The sequence below is a fragment of the Aquisalinus luteolus genome, from assembly GCF_009712425.2.
In the GTDB taxonomy this organism is placed as follows: Bacteria; Pseudomonadota; Alphaproteobacteria; order Caulobacterales; family Parvularculaceae; genus Aquisalinus; species Aquisalinus luteolus.
The window spans coordinates 94,304-109,007 of the sequence record NZ_VCJR02000001.1 but is presented as its reverse complement, the minus strand read 5'-3'; the positions used below and the strand labels follow the sequence as shown (position 1 = coordinate 109,007).

The 14,704-nt window shown below is 56.1% G+C and carries 17 protein-coding genes and 1 tRNA gene; 8 read left to right on the top strand and 10 right to left on the bottom strand.

What is annotated here, in order from left to right:
• Positions 1-213: 213 nt before the first annotated feature.
• The 6 genes from FF098_RS00530 to FF098_RS00505 form a co-directional block, all read right to left on the bottom strand.
• Positions 214-621: a helix-turn-helix domain-containing protein gene (locus tag FF098_RS00530; RefSeq protein ID WP_155135847.1), complete on the bottom strand. Its 408-nt coding sequence runs from the start codon at positions 619-621 to the stop codon at positions 214-216.
• A 101-nt stretch (positions 622-722) separates the two neighbouring features.
• The gene (locus FF098_RS00525) at positions 723-1,457 is read right to left on the bottom strand and encodes an alpha/beta fold hydrolase (protein WP_166426256.1); all 735 of its coding nucleotides are present in this window, start codon (positions 1,455-1,457) and stop codon (positions 723-725) included.
• An 11-nt stretch (positions 1,458-1,468) separates the two neighbouring features.
• Positions 1,469-2,227 carry a class I SAM-dependent methyltransferase gene (locus FF098_RS00520; RefSeq protein WP_155135841.1) on the bottom strand — a complete coding sequence of 253 codons (759 nt, stop codon included), beginning with the start codon at positions 2,225-2,227 and terminating at the stop codon, positions 1,469-1,471.
• A gap of 28 nt (positions 2,228-2,255) precedes the next feature.
• Positions 2,256-2,447: a hypothetical protein gene (locus tag FF098_RS00515; protein ID WP_155135838.1), complete on the bottom strand. Its 192-nt coding sequence runs from the start codon at positions 2,445-2,447 to the stop codon at positions 2,256-2,258.
• Positions 2,422-3,042, bottom strand: coding sequence for a GNAT family N-acetyltransferase (locus tag FF098_RS00510; RefSeq protein ID WP_155135835.1), 621 nt, complete (start codon positions 3,040-3,042; stop codon positions 2,422-2,424). Before FF098_RS00510 ends, FF098_RS00515 begins: the two co-directional genes overlap by 26 nt.
• Positions 3,039-3,725: a hypothetical protein gene (locus FF098_RS00505; protein WP_155135832.1), complete on the bottom strand. Its 687-nt coding sequence runs from the start codon at positions 3,723-3,725 to the stop codon at positions 3,039-3,041. Before FF098_RS00505 ends, FF098_RS00510 begins: the two co-directional genes overlap by 4 nt.
• Positions 3,726-3,817: 92 nt before the next feature.
• On the opposite strand from FF098_RS00505, the gene FF098_RS00500 reads away from it, so the two are divergent.
• Positions 3,818-4,828 carry a LysR family transcriptional regulator gene (locus tag FF098_RS00500; RefSeq protein WP_166426255.1) on the top strand — a complete coding sequence of 337 codons (1,011 nt, stop codon included), beginning with the start codon at positions 3,818-3,820 and terminating at the stop codon, positions 4,826-4,828.
• A gap of 139 nt (positions 4,829-4,967) precedes the next feature.
• Here the strand turns inward: FF098_RS00500 and FF098_RS00495 are convergent, their stop codons facing one another.
• A complete protein-coding gene (locus tag FF098_RS00495) occupies positions 4,968-5,747 on the bottom strand; it encodes an ImmA/IrrE family metallo-endopeptidase (protein WP_166426254.1) in 780 nt (259 codons plus the stop codon).
• A 10-nt stretch (positions 5,748-5,757) separates the two neighbouring features.
• Positions 5,758-6,111 (bottom strand): helix-turn-helix domain-containing protein, encoded by a 354-nt coding sequence (locus FF098_RS00490; protein WP_155135823.1) that lies wholly within the window; start codon positions 6,109-6,111, stop codon positions 5,758-5,760.
• A gap of 112 nt (positions 6,112-6,223) precedes the next feature.
• On the opposite strand from FF098_RS00490, the gene FF098_RS00485 reads away from it, so the two are divergent.
• The 5 genes from FF098_RS00485 to FF098_RS00465 all read left to right on the top strand — a co-directional run bounded on the left by FF098_RS00485 (position 6,224) and on the right by FF098_RS00465 (position 10,534).
• Entirely contained in the window at positions 6,224-7,525 is a 1,302-nt protein-coding gene (locus FF098_RS00485) for a site-specific DNA-methyltransferase (RefSeq protein ID WP_188544027.1), read from the top strand.
• Positions 7,522-8,220: a DUF5681 domain-containing protein gene (locus tag FF098_RS00480; protein ID WP_155135817.1), complete on the top strand. Its 699-nt coding sequence runs from the start codon at positions 7,522-7,524 to the stop codon at positions 8,218-8,220. The genes FF098_RS00485 and FF098_RS00480 overlap by 4 nt, the downstream gene beginning before the upstream one ends.
• A 124-nt stretch (positions 8,221-8,344) precedes the next feature.
• A complete protein-coding gene (locus FF098_RS00475) occupies positions 8,345-8,569 on the top strand; it encodes a DUF3489 domain-containing protein (protein WP_166426253.1) in 225 nt (74 codons plus the stop codon).
• Positions 8,559-8,996, top strand: coding sequence for a DUF2924 domain-containing protein (locus FF098_RS00470; protein WP_155135811.1), 438 nt, complete (start codon positions 8,559-8,561; stop codon positions 8,994-8,996). The genes FF098_RS00475 and FF098_RS00470 overlap by 11 nt, the downstream gene beginning before the upstream one ends.
• The gene (locus FF098_RS00465; protein ID WP_155135808.1) at positions 8,993-10,534 is read left to right on the top strand and encodes a recombinase family protein; all 1,542 of its coding nucleotides are present in this window, start codon (positions 8,993-8,995) and stop codon (positions 10,532-10,534) included. Before FF098_RS00470 ends, FF098_RS00465 begins: the two co-directional genes overlap by 4 nt.
• Before the next feature lie 318 nt (positions 10,535-10,852).
• Here FF098_RS00465 and FF098_RS00460 read toward each other — a convergent pair.
• Positions 10,853-10,942 (bottom strand) — tRNA-Ser (locus FF098_RS00460).
• 198 nt (positions 10,943-11,140) lie between these two features.
• On the opposite strand from FF098_RS00460, the gene FF098_RS00455 reads away from it, so the two are divergent.
• On the top strand, positions 11,141-11,407 hold the full coding sequence (locus tag FF098_RS00455; RefSeq protein WP_155135805.1) for a hypothetical protein: 267 nt from the start codon (positions 11,141-11,143) through the stop codon (positions 11,405-11,407).
• On the opposite strand, the gene FF098_RS00450 is transcribed toward FF098_RS00455, so the two are convergent.
• Positions 11,404-12,267, bottom strand: a complete 864-nt coding sequence (locus FF098_RS00450) for a TerC family protein (RefSeq protein ID WP_155135801.1) — start codon at positions 12,265-12,267, stop codon at positions 11,404-11,406. The two genes, FF098_RS00455 and FF098_RS00450, sit on opposite strands and share 4 nt — an antisense overlap.
• Before the next feature lie 162 nt (positions 12,268-12,429).
• Here FF098_RS00450 and FF098_RS00445 point away from each other — a divergent pair, with 162 nt between their 5' ends.
• Positions 12,430-14,700, top strand: coding sequence for a S9 family peptidase (locus FF098_RS00445; protein WP_155135798.1), 2,271 nt, complete (start codon positions 12,430-12,432; stop codon positions 14,698-14,700).
• Positions 14,701-14,704: the final 4 nt, after the last annotated feature.

Sequence of the window (14,704 nt, the reverse complement as noted above, 5' to 3'; positions counted from 1 at the left end):
ATCACTATTTATGATTAGTGCTGAGAATCTATAGCTGATTATGCAGAAACCAGAATTTTACGCACAAGGAACCTGCAATATTACTCACTTCATAAGATTATAAGTACGGTGATTAGGTGGCGAGAATCAACGAGCCCGATCAGGAATTCCCTACCCTGAAATCAGTCGGGTAAGATTCACATCGCACCCGTCATATTAGGTAAATTTTTATAATCACTTTCTTTGGCTATACAAAACATCGATGAGATCGCGCAATTTCGTGCGGGCATCCGCAGGGAGGGCATTGATGCGAGCGGCCAGTCTGATATCCGCGCTGGTGACTGGCGGCAATTCGTCAGCCTCTTGCCGATCGCTTATTTTGTGCGGATTGCCCTCGGCACCTTTCTTGATCGCCTCTGCAGGTGATGGCATGTAAAAGGCGTCAAGTGGTACGTCCAGTATTTCACAGAAGGCCCAGAGCCTTGACGCGGCTATCCTGTTTGAGCCTTTTTCGTACTTCTGTATCTGCTGAAATGTCAGATCAACTCTGTCGCCCATTTCCTGCTGGGACAGGCCGCGCATCGTGCGCATGGTGCGTAAATTCTCGCCAACCAACTTGTCGATTGGGTTCGGTCTATGCATTTGACGCTACTCCAACTGGGAACTCCCGCTTCTCGGGAAGGGCGGAACCTATCCTATTTTGGGTTGTGCGAAAACTGGTTTATGCACCAACTTGCAATCCTTTAATTCAGGAAGTCCGATATCACACGCCTGAACTTTTGGGGTTTCTCCAGAAAGGGATAATGCCCGCCGCCATCGATGTTGATGGATTGGCAAGCCGCATCGCATAACTCGGCACAATCATTGGGCTCAATGAAGTCACCGGTCCCAAACACACAAAGAATATTCTCGGAGCCAAGGAGCGCAGATTTGCGAAGGTCATAGTCGCCGACTTCACCGAAGATACCGGCGAAACTCCTGTAATCATATTCGGGCTTGAAGGCGTCAGGTATCGAGTCTGTAGTGCTGTAATAAGGATAAAGCTGTCGCAGACCCTCCGAATGATCAGCGGCATCATCGCTCGCCATCAACTCCCTCAGCCGCAGCGCATGGTCTTCAGGGACACGCTCAAACAGTCGTGCCTGAGCGACACCGAACCCTGACGCGGTAAGGGGAAGTGGATTTGAAAAAACGATCTTGTGAATATTCCGGGTGAGTTCCGGGTGGCTCTCGATACAAAGTAGCAACAGCAATGTGCCCCACGAATGGCACAAGACATTGCACCGGCTAGTCGACGAGGCCTTCTCCATAGCATCCCTGCATCGCTTCAGGCTTTCCGAAAGCGAAGCAGAATTGCCTTCAGACTGCTCGAAGAATTCCAGCGCCATTTCCGGGAAGAGATCGGAAAGAGGCGCACGCAAATATCCGCTCAAAAGACCGGGGCCGCCATGGATAACGATCGTGCGCGTCTTCTTCACTTGTCCCCACGTCAGTTCGGTCGCAGCAAGGCTCCGAATAATCCGAACTGAGCCGATGATTCATCGTCTTGATACCAGTCCAGCACCTCATCAAAGAGTGGCATCTCTATTTCATCATTGCCAGCGAATTTGGCATTGAGGAGCATATAGAAGGCAAACTGTGCCTTGAGGCCCTTCATGTCGCTGTGAATGAGGATGTCTTTTTGCCAAGCCGTCTTCAGCCCTGCCTGATACTCAAGTTGTTCGAGGTTATCGTGAAGCGTCCGATTGACACCTGAATAGGCCCATAGCTTGGCGATAGTGGCGCGCAATAGAGGCATCGGACGGTTTATCTCGAAATAGCTGTCAGCAGCATCGATCAGAAGCAGGCAGGCACTTGGGCTGCCCTTCAATCTTAAAAAGTCTCCCAGCAACGACAGCGCCGGCAAGTGAAGCGCCACATACCGGGCGAGGACGATATCGAAACGCATGTCCTCGGGGAGGTCTTCTATGCCTGTGCCGGTGAAGACACTGTTCGGCTTGGCAAGCCGGGACTGGGCGGTTTGAGCCAAGGTCTCGTCACGCTCGAGGCCGAAGCACTGGGCGCCCGGCATCGCCTTCTCGATCTCCCGCAAATAGGCACCATTGCCGCAACCGAGGTCGAGCAGGTTTTTGCCATTGCCAAGACCGGCCCGCCTAAGAAGTTTTAGCTCATGTGAAAACGACAGGTTCGTCTGGACTTGCAGAAGCTGGTCAGTCGTTCGGGTCTGGCCGGAGAATTGACGCAGCATGGGGGATTCTTTGAACGGAATAACATTATCATGCACGTGGTATACTCCCGCTGATTTCCTTGTCTATTTCTTCCAAGGCTTCGTTCAACCGGTAGACGGCAGCAACAAAGCCATGATCCCTTGCCATCATCGCGGCATGTTCAACCATGCGCCGCAGCGCCTTCCGGTCGTCCTGGTTGGTGATGATCCTGGTGTCAGGCCGATTTTCGATAGGTTTCATATTGCCCTTCTCTTTTTTGATCTTTGGCCCCCCGTAAACTTGACGCGTCCAGAATGCCTGGCCGGTCCCATTCGCCCTCGGGCCTGATGAGGGTTAGTGGTTTCGAGTTAAGTGTGACCTGCTCACCGCTATAGTCTGTGTAAAGATGGCACTCCTGATATTCATAGTCGGAGAAGGAGAATGCCGATTTCGGAGTTCCGTTCGGTGCAGCGGGCCGGAAACCGAAGGACTGCCACAATGTCAGAGTGTGATCAGGCACATGGGCGCAGAAATTCCGGAAGCCTTTGCGCTGGCAAAATTCTATCGCATAGGTGATGATTTTGCGGGCAAGCGTCTTGCCACGGCAGGATGGCAGCACCGCCAGCCGTTCCAGTTTGACGAAGTCCCCGAAATATCGAAGCCGGATACATCCAACGGGGTTACCGTCTTCAGATGCTAGGATCTGTGTCCCGACAAAATCGTTTCCGTCGAACTCCTCATCATAAGGACAATCTTGTTCCGCCATATAGGTCGCGGCCCTGATCGTGTAGACCCTAGCCAGGTCCTCCATGGTGCGGGCAGGGCCAAGCGTCAGCGTGTCATCATGCGCGCTCATGCGGCTCTCTCCCTGCCTTGGATCGTTTTCTGGGCTTGATGAAATGTCGCTTTAGGGGACCACCGGCCCTCCACGAGGGCGGGATCGAGAGAACGGTTCGAAAGGCGGCGATAGATGATCAGATTTCCGATGCCGCTTTTTGCCGGATCGACCGGCTCAAATCCGACACGGGACATCGACGCGCCGCCCGCCTTGCTACCGATTCTGGCGATGATATCGAGATGCCGGTAGCGCTGCCCCAGTAGCTCATTGACGATCAGCGGTACAATTTTGAATACGCTGTTGTCGACGGCAGTAACCCACCAGTACAGGCACTCTGGCTGCTCGTTGCGACCGGCAATCGCAGAGAGCGGTGGGTCTGTCATATCGAGATCATCGGCAAGCAAGGCCTCAAGACCAGACTTCGTCAGGGGCAGAAAAACCGTGAAGCCGAAATAGGACACCCTTGAATAATCGTCGGGGCGCAATTCGTGGAAGACCCAGGCACACTCATTGTTATGGGTAATAACTGCTTGAAACTTATCGCAATTCACAATAGGAGTTTGTAACTTGCGAAGGGCAAACTTATGATGATGCGGCGCTTGAGCCGGTATGATGGGCATGATCGACATGCCGGAAATCGTGCCTTGGCGACCGCAACAATCGAACTCTACTGGACGGGTCGAATGCTCTCTCTTTGTCATTATCTTTTCCCTCATCGAGTAACGTGCGATCCACTGTCATGCAGAATGGCGGTCTCGGGGAGAGAGAAATTCGGTCACAAGGCGTGTTCAAAATGAACACATCTGATCCGCTTCAGCTATTCGATCAGGTAAGCTGGGACGATTTCCGCATGTTCCTGGAAATCGTGGATGCCGGCAGCCTTCGCGCTGCGGCTGACCAAGGCACATTCTCAATCTCGACGATAAGGCGACGACTGCCAGCGCTCGAGGAACGGGTGGGAGAGCAGCTCATCAAGCGCAGCGTGGAGGGTGTTCAACTCACACCATTTGGTGAACGCTTTCTTGCCGAGGCGCGGGAAGTGGAAGAGGCAGTGCGGAAACTCGCCCGTATCACCCGTCTTGGTTCCGATGGCGTGCGAGGGCAAATCTCCATCAGCATCACCGAGGGCCTCGGCCTGTTCTGGCTTGTCCCTTTTATCGTGGACTTCCAACGCAACCACCCGGGCCTCACGATCGATCTCAATACCCAGATGGCAAAGGGAGACGTGCTGAGAAAGCACATGGATGTGTCGGTTCAGTTCGCGCCACCCGAGGAGGCGGAGCTCATCACGAAACCGCTCGGGCGTCTGCACCTCATGCTGTGCACGTCCCCTGGATATGAAAAGGCCTACGGGCTGCCGAAAAAGCTGGAAGACCTGAAAGACCACAAGCTCGGCTTCCAGGCGGCAGAACAGCTCGATGAAAGCGCCTTTTTCGAAATTCTCGAAATACCGCCCCACAGGCGTTTCGTCTCGTTCAGGGTGAATTCATCTGTCACCTACTACGAGCTGATCCGGCGCGGTGCGATCATCGGCGTCATGCCGACCTACCTGCTGGCGATGGAAACGGGTCTGATACCCATACAGTTAGGGCCGCATTATCACCGTGACTTGTTCATCAGCTACCATACGGATTTCATAAAATCCGCCGCAGGCAAAGCAACCGTCGATTTCCTGAAAAACTGTTTTGACAAGAAGAAGTTTCCGTTTTTCGCGGAGACCTTTTTCGCTCCGGAAGATCTCGCAGGGCAAGCGATCATCCCGGCCACAAGACAGCTGTTTCCGCAATATCTGAAAGCGCTCTAGGGTAGGCTAAATTCAGAGGGGCGTCACAATATGCCATTGTTCTGGCTAATTCGAGTTTCATCGCGCCCGCCCAATGCGAGGAAGCCCAACGCTCAATCGGGCGTGCAAATCAGCAACCTAATCAAAAATATCTACTCGACTAGCCAGACTTCAACGTCAGCATGGTGATCGAGAAGCCCTCCTGTTGTTTTAATACCTGTGCGTTGAGACATGGATTTTCCCGCTGCCTGTTGTGCTGATCATTGTAGGTTAGAATTGAACCCGCAGATTTGGAACAGTTTCTAACAGCAAATTCTTCCGGTAGCGCTGCACCGATTTCCAAGTCTAGTTTTGGAAATCCGTCACCGTACCGCACATGTATGACTTTACCGTTCTGTGCAGATACCATCGCAATTGGCGAAGGGTGGAGGTCTTGGTACCGGCGTCCCGCAACCTGCTTTGAGATGCGCAATTCTTGAGAGATTTCGACGACTGCACTGATATCCGGAGCTTGGGACATATATGCATCGAAGCGCGCCCTTGGCGCCAGTAATTCAGCGGCAAACTGGTTGGCCTCCTTCTCCTGCAGATAGTGCCGACCCGCTGCCGGCCCGGCGGCGCTCATGTCTTTTCGCGTGCATCTAAAGCCAGTTTCAGTCTGTCGATGGGTGGGATTGAGAAAGTGCAAGAGTTCATGGGCAATGGTGAACCGGCGGCGCCAGACACCTGCATTCGTGTTTACACTGATGATACCAATTGTGTGTTCGTCGTTGGTGAGAAGAGCGCCTTCATAGGTGGTAAGCGCATCATAGGAAATCTTGGTTATATCAAGCGCTCTCGCCACCTTCCCTGCATCGATATGACCGCGCTGATAATCGATCTGCCGGTGAATCTCTTGCGCCATTGCGCATGGATCAAGTCCCGCCTCTTCTACCGCCATCCGATCAAGCTTATCGGGATACCTCGTCACCATCCTGCCTTCGACGCTTCAGCTGATCATGTAATGTTTGCATCAAGTTACGCAATATTTCGCGCTCCGTTGGGGAAAACTCCGATGCCTGACGAAACATTCCAACGAGCTCCGGATCAGCGTCTTCCGCGTCGAGATCCTCCCCGACCAAATATGCGATACTGACGCCGAAATGGTCAGCCAGAGCCTGCACCAGTGTTATGGCGGGCTTTGTGGCGTTGCCCTTTTCCAGTTGCCAGAGGTGGCCTTTAGTCGTGCCAACGGCATCCGCCGTTTCTTGCAGTGATTCGCCTTTCGCCCGGCGGAGGTCACCCAGTTTCACACCCAGTCCCATCGCGTATCTCCTTGCTCGTTTTTTACACGAAACAGGATTGTAGCGCCAACCATTGTCAAACACCACCGTTTAGTGTAGAAAACTAATGTGTTTTCCCTCTAGGAGTTACGAAATGTCAGACCTTGATATCCGGCAGCTGCCGACCGCCAGCTTGAAGCCTTGGCAGCGAAACGCGCGCACCCATTCGAAGAAGCAGATAAAACAGCTTGCCGACAGCATTCGGGAATTCGGCTTCACTAATCCGGTTTTGATCGACGAGCAGGGGTCGATTCTGGCCGGTCATGGCCGGGTTGAGGCTGTGAAGCTTATCGGATTGAGCGAAGTCCCCTGCGTACGGCTGGATCACATGACACCGGCGCAGAAGCGGGCATACGTTATCGCCGACAACAAGCTCGCCCTCAATGCAGGCTGGGATGATGATCTCTTGGCCGAAGAACTCCAGTCCTTGATGTCGGACGACCTGGAGTTTGATGTCGGCCTGACAGGGTTTTCGATCGCCGAGATCGACAACCTGATTGACACTGTCGAGCCTGAGGAAGACGGCGATCCAGGTGATGACAAGGTTCCCGATCATGCTCCGCCGCGCGTCCGGCTCGGCGATATCTGGCAACTTGGCCAGAATCGCCTGATATGCGGCGACTCGACGAACGCTTCCGTAGTTTCCGACTTGATGCAGGATGAGCAGGCAAAAATGGTCTTCACCGATCCGCCTTACAACGTGCGGATCGACGGCCATGTCGGCGGGCTGGGCAAGACGAAGCATCGGGAGTTCGCGATGGCCGCAGGCGAAATGACCAGCCCGGAGTTCGCTCAATTTTTGCGGCAGGCGTTCGACCAACTCTATGCCAACAGCGCTGATGGATCGATCCACTATATCTGTATGGACTGGCGGCATATGGCGGAGATGATGGACGCTGGCTCGGTCTATGACGAGATGAAAAATCTAGTAGTCTGGGTAAAGGACAATGGGGGCATGGGTACCTTTTATCGATCCCGACACGAACTGGTCTTTATATTCAAGAAGGGAACTGCCCCCCATCTGAACAATTTCGAACTTGGCCAACACGGTCGCTACAGGACGAACGTATGGGAATATCGCGGCGTCAACACGATGCGCGCTGGCAGGATGGAAGAACTCACCATGCATCCGACAGTAAAGCCGGTTCAAATGATTGCCGACGCCATCCGCGATACAACCGGACGTGGCGACATAGTGCTCGATTTGTTTGGTGGATATGGATCGACCCTTATTGCAGCGGAGAAGACCGGAAGACGTGGCTATTTGTGTGAACTCGATCCACTTTACTGCGACAGTATCCTTACCCGCTGGGAAACTTATGCACATGATGATGCCGTGCAGCTCTGTTGCGGATTAGCCGGTGCCGATCGCAGGCTGGTGGAGGCCGGTGAATGACCAAGCGGGATTACGAGATCGGCTATGGCAAGCCACCGGCTCACAGCCGATTCAAGAAGGGCCAGTCAGGAAACCCGAAGGGACGGCCAAAGGGCTCCAGGAACAAACCTTCGCAACCTGCCACAACAGAGGATATGCTGCAGAGCATCATCTTGGACGAAGCCTACCGCACGATAAATGTAAAAGACGGCACCGGCGAGATCACGATTCCGGTTGCCAAAGCCGTTATCCGATCATTGGCCGTCAACGCCGCCAGAGGAAATGTCCGTTCGCAAAAAATATTCACCGACATGGTGGCAAACACCGAACGGCAGATGCGGCTTAAGCGCGAAGAATTGCTCGCAACGTTCATTGAGTACAAGACAAACTGGGAGGCAGAACTGTTCAGGCGACAACAGGCTAGCATAACGACACTCCCGGACCCTGTTCCGCATCCGGATCATATAATTATCGACATGACACGTGGCACCGTATGGATCGACGGTCCAATGACGGAGACCGAAAAGAATAACCTCGAATACATTCACAAATGCCGGGCGGCGCATCAGGAAGAAATCCTGCACTTTCAAAGTGACCTTGCGAAATACGAAAAGGACGACGGCAGGCGGGCGTTCATTGAGAATGAGCTGGCCTTTGAAACGAGGCTGCTTGATATCTGTGATCGAGCTATCGCTAGTTATCGCCGGGAGATGTGACATAAACGGCACGACTCGGCACCATCGTGCTTTTTGAACTCTCGCCAAAAGTAATGATTTCCCACTGGACTTCGCCCACTTATCGAGCATTCCTGTCCGTATAGAGATGAAAGGAGTACTTGGTATGAAAAAGCCAATCAGCAAAGCAAAGAGGCTCTCAAAAAAAGATCAGCTTCTCGGCATGTTGCGCCGCAAGAACGGCGCCAGCATCGCAGAGATGATGAAGGCGACAGGCTGGCAGGAACATACGGTTCGGGGTTTTCTCTCGGCGACCATCAGAAAGAAGCTTGGCCTGAACCTTTGTAGCGATGAAGCAACGGGCAGCAAGAGGCGCTACCATGTCGCTTGAATCAGATATCGCTGCCATCGAAGAACTGCCGAAAGAGGATCTCGTCGAGCGCTGGAGGCTTCTTTATGGCAAGGAACCGCCAGCCGGCCTGTCGGTGAAACTGATGCGCGGTGCGCTCATCTATGACCTTCAGGCGCGGCGCCATGGCGATTTGTCCTCCAGAACAAGAACACGTCTTCAGCGCATCGCCACCCGGCTGGAGAAGAACCCCGACCGGTCGGTTCTGGAGACGGAAGGACCCTCCCCCGGCACGCGACTGACACGGGACTGGCACGGATCGCGCCATGTCGTTGAGGTGCTGAGCGACGGCTATGCCTGGCAGGGGGCAACCTATGCGAGCCTGTCGGAGATCGCCCGCAGGATCACCGGCGCGCGCTGGTCAGGCCCGCGTTTCTTCGGGCTGAAGACACGGAGGAAAGTGGCATGACCGACAAGATCCTCAAATGCGCTGTCTATACCCGCAAATCCACAGAAGACGGACTGGAACAGGAGTTCAACTCGCTTCATGCGCAGCGCGAGGCCTGCGAGGCCTACATCAAGAGCCAGGCGTCGGAAGGCTGGGTACTGATGGATCGTGCCTTCGACGATGGCGGCTTCTCCGGCGGCAATCTCGATCGTCCGGCCCTGAAGGAGCTGATGGGCCTCGTCGAGACCGGCAAGGTCAATGTCATCGTCGTCTACAAGATCGACCGGCTGACTCGCTCGCTCGCGGACTTCGCCCGCCTCGTCGAAGTGCTTGACCGTCATGGTGCATCCTTCGTGTCGGTCACCCAGCAGTTCAACACCACAACGTCCATGGGCCGACTAACCCTGAATGTCCTTCTCTCCTTCGCCCAATTCGAGCGCGAAGTGACCTCCGAGCGCATCCGCGACAAGGTCGCTGCCTCGAAGCGTCGCGGCATCTGGATGGGCGGCTTCCCGCCGCTCGGTTATGACATTGGCGACCGGAAGCTGATCGTCAATGAGGAAGAAGCGGACCGAGTCCGGACAATCTTCCGGCTGGCGCCGGAAGCCGCATCCCTTGCAGACCTGAAACAGCAACTCGATGCGCGCCGCATCCATGGCAAACGCTGGACAGGCCAGTCCGGCAAGGTGATCGGCGGTAAGCCCATTGCCCGGGTCAGCCTTGGCCGAATGCTGCGAAATCCTGTCTACATCGGCAAGATCAGGCAGGGCGGACAGCTTCATGAAGGCGAGCACAAGCCGATCCTGAGCGAGGAAGACTGGACCGCCGTCCAGGTCTGGCTCGACAACAACGGCCAGAAGCGAAGAACGACCAAGAGGTCTCCATCCGATGCCCTGCTTGACGGTCTGGTCTTTGATGATGCCGATAATCGCATGCCGCCAACCTATGCGCAAAAAGGCATCGCTACCTATCACTATTATACCAGCACACCGCTGATCAGGGCGTCGGCAGAGAAAGCCGGATCCATTAACAGAATCAGCAGCGTTCGGCTGGACGACGAGGTGCTCTCCGGTCTTGACGAGGCTAAGATCTGTCCACCCGGCACCACGCCAAAGGATCTCATCGCAAGCATTGCGAAGATTGTCCTCCATCCCGCAGAGATCGAGATCAGGTTGAAAGATCATGAGACAGGACCGTCAGTCCTCCGTATCGAGACGGATCTTACCTCCATCAAGAACGCAAGCCGCCTTATCCAGTATGGCGGTTCCAATCAACGCGACGAATACCTGATCCGCTCGGTGGTACAAGCCTTCGACTGGCGGCGACAACTGGAGCAGGGCAAGCAGGCATCGGTCCCGGCGCTCGCCCGGCAAAAGTCCATGTCAGAACGCTATGTCGCGAAGATACTCCGCCTCGCCTTTCTGGCACCCGATATCGTCGAGGCCATTCTCGACGGTCGCCAGCCGTCTGATCTTTCCCTGAGCAAGCTCAACAAGATTGCGCCGACAGGTGACTGGAACCAGCAACGCAAGGCGCTGGGGTTTTTTAAGGCGGCCTGACGCGACTGCCCTCCATTCAGGCTACTTCGAACCCTCAGACGATGAAGACCGGACATGCCATGTCCGTTCTTTACCAGTTGCGGAGACACTTTGGTTCGCTAGTGTTCGCTAGCCTGAAAATACATCTATCTCCGACGGTCTTGCGCCCCATTTTGACGTCACCACAGACGCCTGAAGCAAAGGAGGAATTCCGGCCTGGAATGCGGGACAATCGCGTCTCCCCGCAGGCGGAAATAGTGCCAAATCCCGACGCAAGCCCTTGAATTCACGGCGACATTCGCCGGGAGATACAGAGACCGCAGTTCGATCGGGAAATGCTGGCGGACAGAGAGGGATTCGAACCCTCGAGACGATTGCTCGCCTACACGCGTTCCAGGCGTGCGCCTTCGACCACTCGGCCACCTGCCCAGCAAGAGAGCGGGACTATAGCGTCACCGACTGGCGATGCAAGCGCCGATTTGCCCGACTTTGCATCATTCTTGCGAGGTCCCCGCTCTTGGGATAGGCTTTGTTCTTCTGTAACGGGGTCAAGCCCGCGCCGCCCATGTCCATCTGTTGGGGATCTGGCATGAGCGCGGCATCAAACGGGTAAAAACGGGGCGTCTAATGGGTATTTTCCGTCTTCTTTCCTGGATTTTCGTGGCCATCGGCCTGATGCTTGTCGGGGCCGATATCGTGTCCTGGCTCGAGACCGGCGAAATCACCATCCGCACGACGGCTGAGGTGATGAACCTGGTCGGCATCGGCGTCTCGGCCGATGTGGGTGACGGGGCTGCCGCCAAGGTCGCGAACTTCATCCTGAATGTGCCGCTCTGGGCCCTTGTCGGTGGCCTAGGCATCATCATGACGCTGATCTTCCGCCCGCTCGACTAGAGCTTTCTGTCGTTCTGTCCGGCAGCCTTGTCTGCCGCCGGGAAGGCCGTTTCCGGCTCCATGGTCGGCAGGCCGTCGCGCATGGCCGCTTCACGCGCGGCCATCAGCTTGGTGCGATAGCGCGACTGGATCACCGAAACGCACACCATGATGAAGATCACGAAATAGAATGTCGCCTTCGACATCGGCGTGATCTCGTAGGTAAAGACATGCATATGCGCCAGATGTGCGCCTTCGGACAGCAGAAGGATGCCGACGATGAACAGGATGAACAGGCCCAGCACCTCATAGGCGCGGTTCTGTTCCAGGAACGCCGAGACGTGGTCGGACAGCCAGATCATCAACAGGCCGCCAATCACGATCGCTGTCGCCATGACGAGGAACACGTCTGACAGCGCCATCGCCGACAGGATCGAGTCGAAGGAGAAGATCAGGTTCATCGTCACGATCCAGAACAGGGCCGAGGCGACGGAGCGCCGCCCCGCAGAGTCTGAATGTTCCAGATGATCGACGGCAAGCAGGTGGAAGATTTCCTTCATCGCCGTGTAGATGATGAAGCCACCGCCGAACAGCGTCACCAGCGAATGGAAGGTAAAGGCGCCATCGATAATATTACCGAGCCCTATCGAAAAGAACGGCTCTCGCAGGGCGTTCACCATCTGGATCACGACGAACAGCAGCACCAGCCGGAAGGCGATGGCCAGCCCTATACCCATGCGGCGGACGAACGCTTGCCGCTCCGGCGGCACACGCCGGCTCTCGATCGAGATATAAAGAAGGTTGTCGAAGCCCAGAACTGCCTGCAGCAAGACCAGCATCATCAGGGTGAACAGGTTTTCCAGGGTGAACAGGTCGGCCATCTCGCATCTCCTCGGTATGAGTGTTCAGGCTTAGCAAGTTCGTCTTCCTAAAGACACCCTTTCAAAGTCCCCTTGTCAGGTCCGATATTTTGACTGGTTTGGCTGTTTGCACCGCGTAATCATCGCGCTACTTCTGGTGAAAGACAGTTTTGAGGAGCGAGCATGCCTTTCCCGACCCGACCGCTATCTGCCATTCTCAGCGCCATTGCAGCCCTTTCCATTCTGGGCCACACAAATGCCCAGCCCCGTGCCCAGGCCGAGGCCAGTAACGAGGAAACAGCAATGCCCCCTGCCCGCCAGTTGACGATCGATGACCTGCACGCCGAAGGCGGTCTCGACGGCCCTGCCCTGCGCCAGCCACGCGTGTCACCCGATGGCAGCCTCGTCACCCTGTTGCGCGGGCGTGAGGACAATGCAAGCCAGCTCGACCTGTGGGCCTATGACACAGCAACGGGCGAGGCCTCCATGCTGGTCTCATCCACCGATCTCGTCGGCGATGTCGAATTGTCGGAAGAAGAAAAGAACCGGCGCGAGCGCCAGCGTATCTATGCCAGCGGCATCGTTTCCTATCAGTGGGACGCAAAGGGCGAGCAGATCCTGTTCCCGCTCGGCGGCGATATTTTCCTCTATCAGCTTGAGGCCGGGAAAGCGGTGAAGGTCACGGACACGGATGCGTTCGAGACGGACCCGAAGATTTCCCCCGCCGGAAACTTTGTTTCCTTCATCCGCAATGACGAAGTGTTCGTCTACGACCTTGCGACGGGCACGGAGAAACAACTCTCCAGCGGCGCGACAGAAACGATCCGCAATGGCGTTTCGGAATTCGTTGCGCAGGAAGAGCTCGACCGCGACACCGGTTACTGGTGGTCGCCGGACGACAGGCTTATCGCCTATACCCAGATCGACGAAAGCCCGGTCGATATCGTCGAGCGACTGGACTTTGGCCCCGATGGCACGAAGACGATCCGCCAGCGTTATCCCTTTGCGGGGACGGACAATGTCACCATCCGCCTCGGTGTCGTACCGGCAGCTGGCGGCGAGACGGTCTGGGTCAATCTCGGCCCGGAGAAGGACATCTATCTCGCCGATGTCGCCTGGGCGAAGGACGGCAAGCAGCTCTATGTCACGCTCCTCTCCCGCGACCAGAAAAAGCTGGAAGTCCTCGCTGTCGCACCGGAGATGGGGGCCAGCGGCGGCCTGCTGGAGGAAACGAGCGAGACGTGGATAAACCTGCGCGGCGGCATGCGGCCTCTCGCCGATGGTTCCTTCCTGTGGGAATCCGAGCGCGATGGCTTCAACCATATTTATCATTACCCCGCAGACGGATCGTTGGTCACCCAGGTCACAAGGGGCGACTGGGTCGTCTCCGGCATTGACTGCGTCGACGAAGACAATGGCACGATCTACTTCACCGGATGGACAGAGACCCCGCTGGAGCGCCATGTCTATCGCGTGCCGCTTTCCGGTGGTGAGCCGGTACAGATTTCCGAGGGCGAAGGCTGGCATGGCGCCAGTTTTGCCGGCAGCTGCGATGTCTGGATCAACACCTTTTCCGCGCCGGACCAGCCGTCGCAGGCGCGGGTACGCAGCGCCGATGGCGAGCATCTTTTCTGGCTGAAGGAAAACGCCCTCACCGCCGATCATCCTTACGCGCCCTTTGTCGCCTCCCATGTCGTGCCGGAGTTCGGCACGATCGAGGCCGAGGACGGCACGCCGCTTTACTATCAGGTGATGAGGCCGGACCTTGCACCGGGCGAGAAGGCACCGGCCATCGTGCGTGTCTATGGCGGCCCGCACGCTCAGACGGTGCAGAAGGACTGGACCGGCGCATTCGACCAGATGCTCGTCGACATGGGCTATGTCGTCTTCCGGCTCGACAATCGCGGCTCCTGGAACCGCGGCACGGCGTTCGAGAACCCGCTCTATCATGCCATGGGCTCGGTCGAGGTGCAGGACCAGGCGACCGGCACACGCTGGCTCGCCGCACAGGATTATGTGGATGCGGACAATATTGGCGTCTTCGGCTGGTCCTATGGCGGCTACATGACCCTGCACATGCTGGCGCAGGACCCGGACCTCTACAAGGCTGGCGTCTCCGGCGCCCCGGTCACCGACTGGCGTACCTATGACACAGCCTATACGGAGCGCTACATGGGTGACCCGCGAGAGGTCGCAGACGCCTATGACGGCTCTGCCGTCTTCGCCCATCTCGATGGCATGAAGGCCAACAGCCTCTTGCTGATCCATGGCATGGCCGATGACAATGTCATCTTCCAGAATTCCATCGACCTGATGGCCGCCCTGCACGAGCGCGATGTCGCGTTCGAGATGATGACCTATCCGGGCGAAAAGCACGGCTTCCGCAAGCGCGAGAACAAGCGCCACATGGACCGGCTGGTCGTCGATTTCTTCGAGCGGAGACTGAAGGACTAGAAGG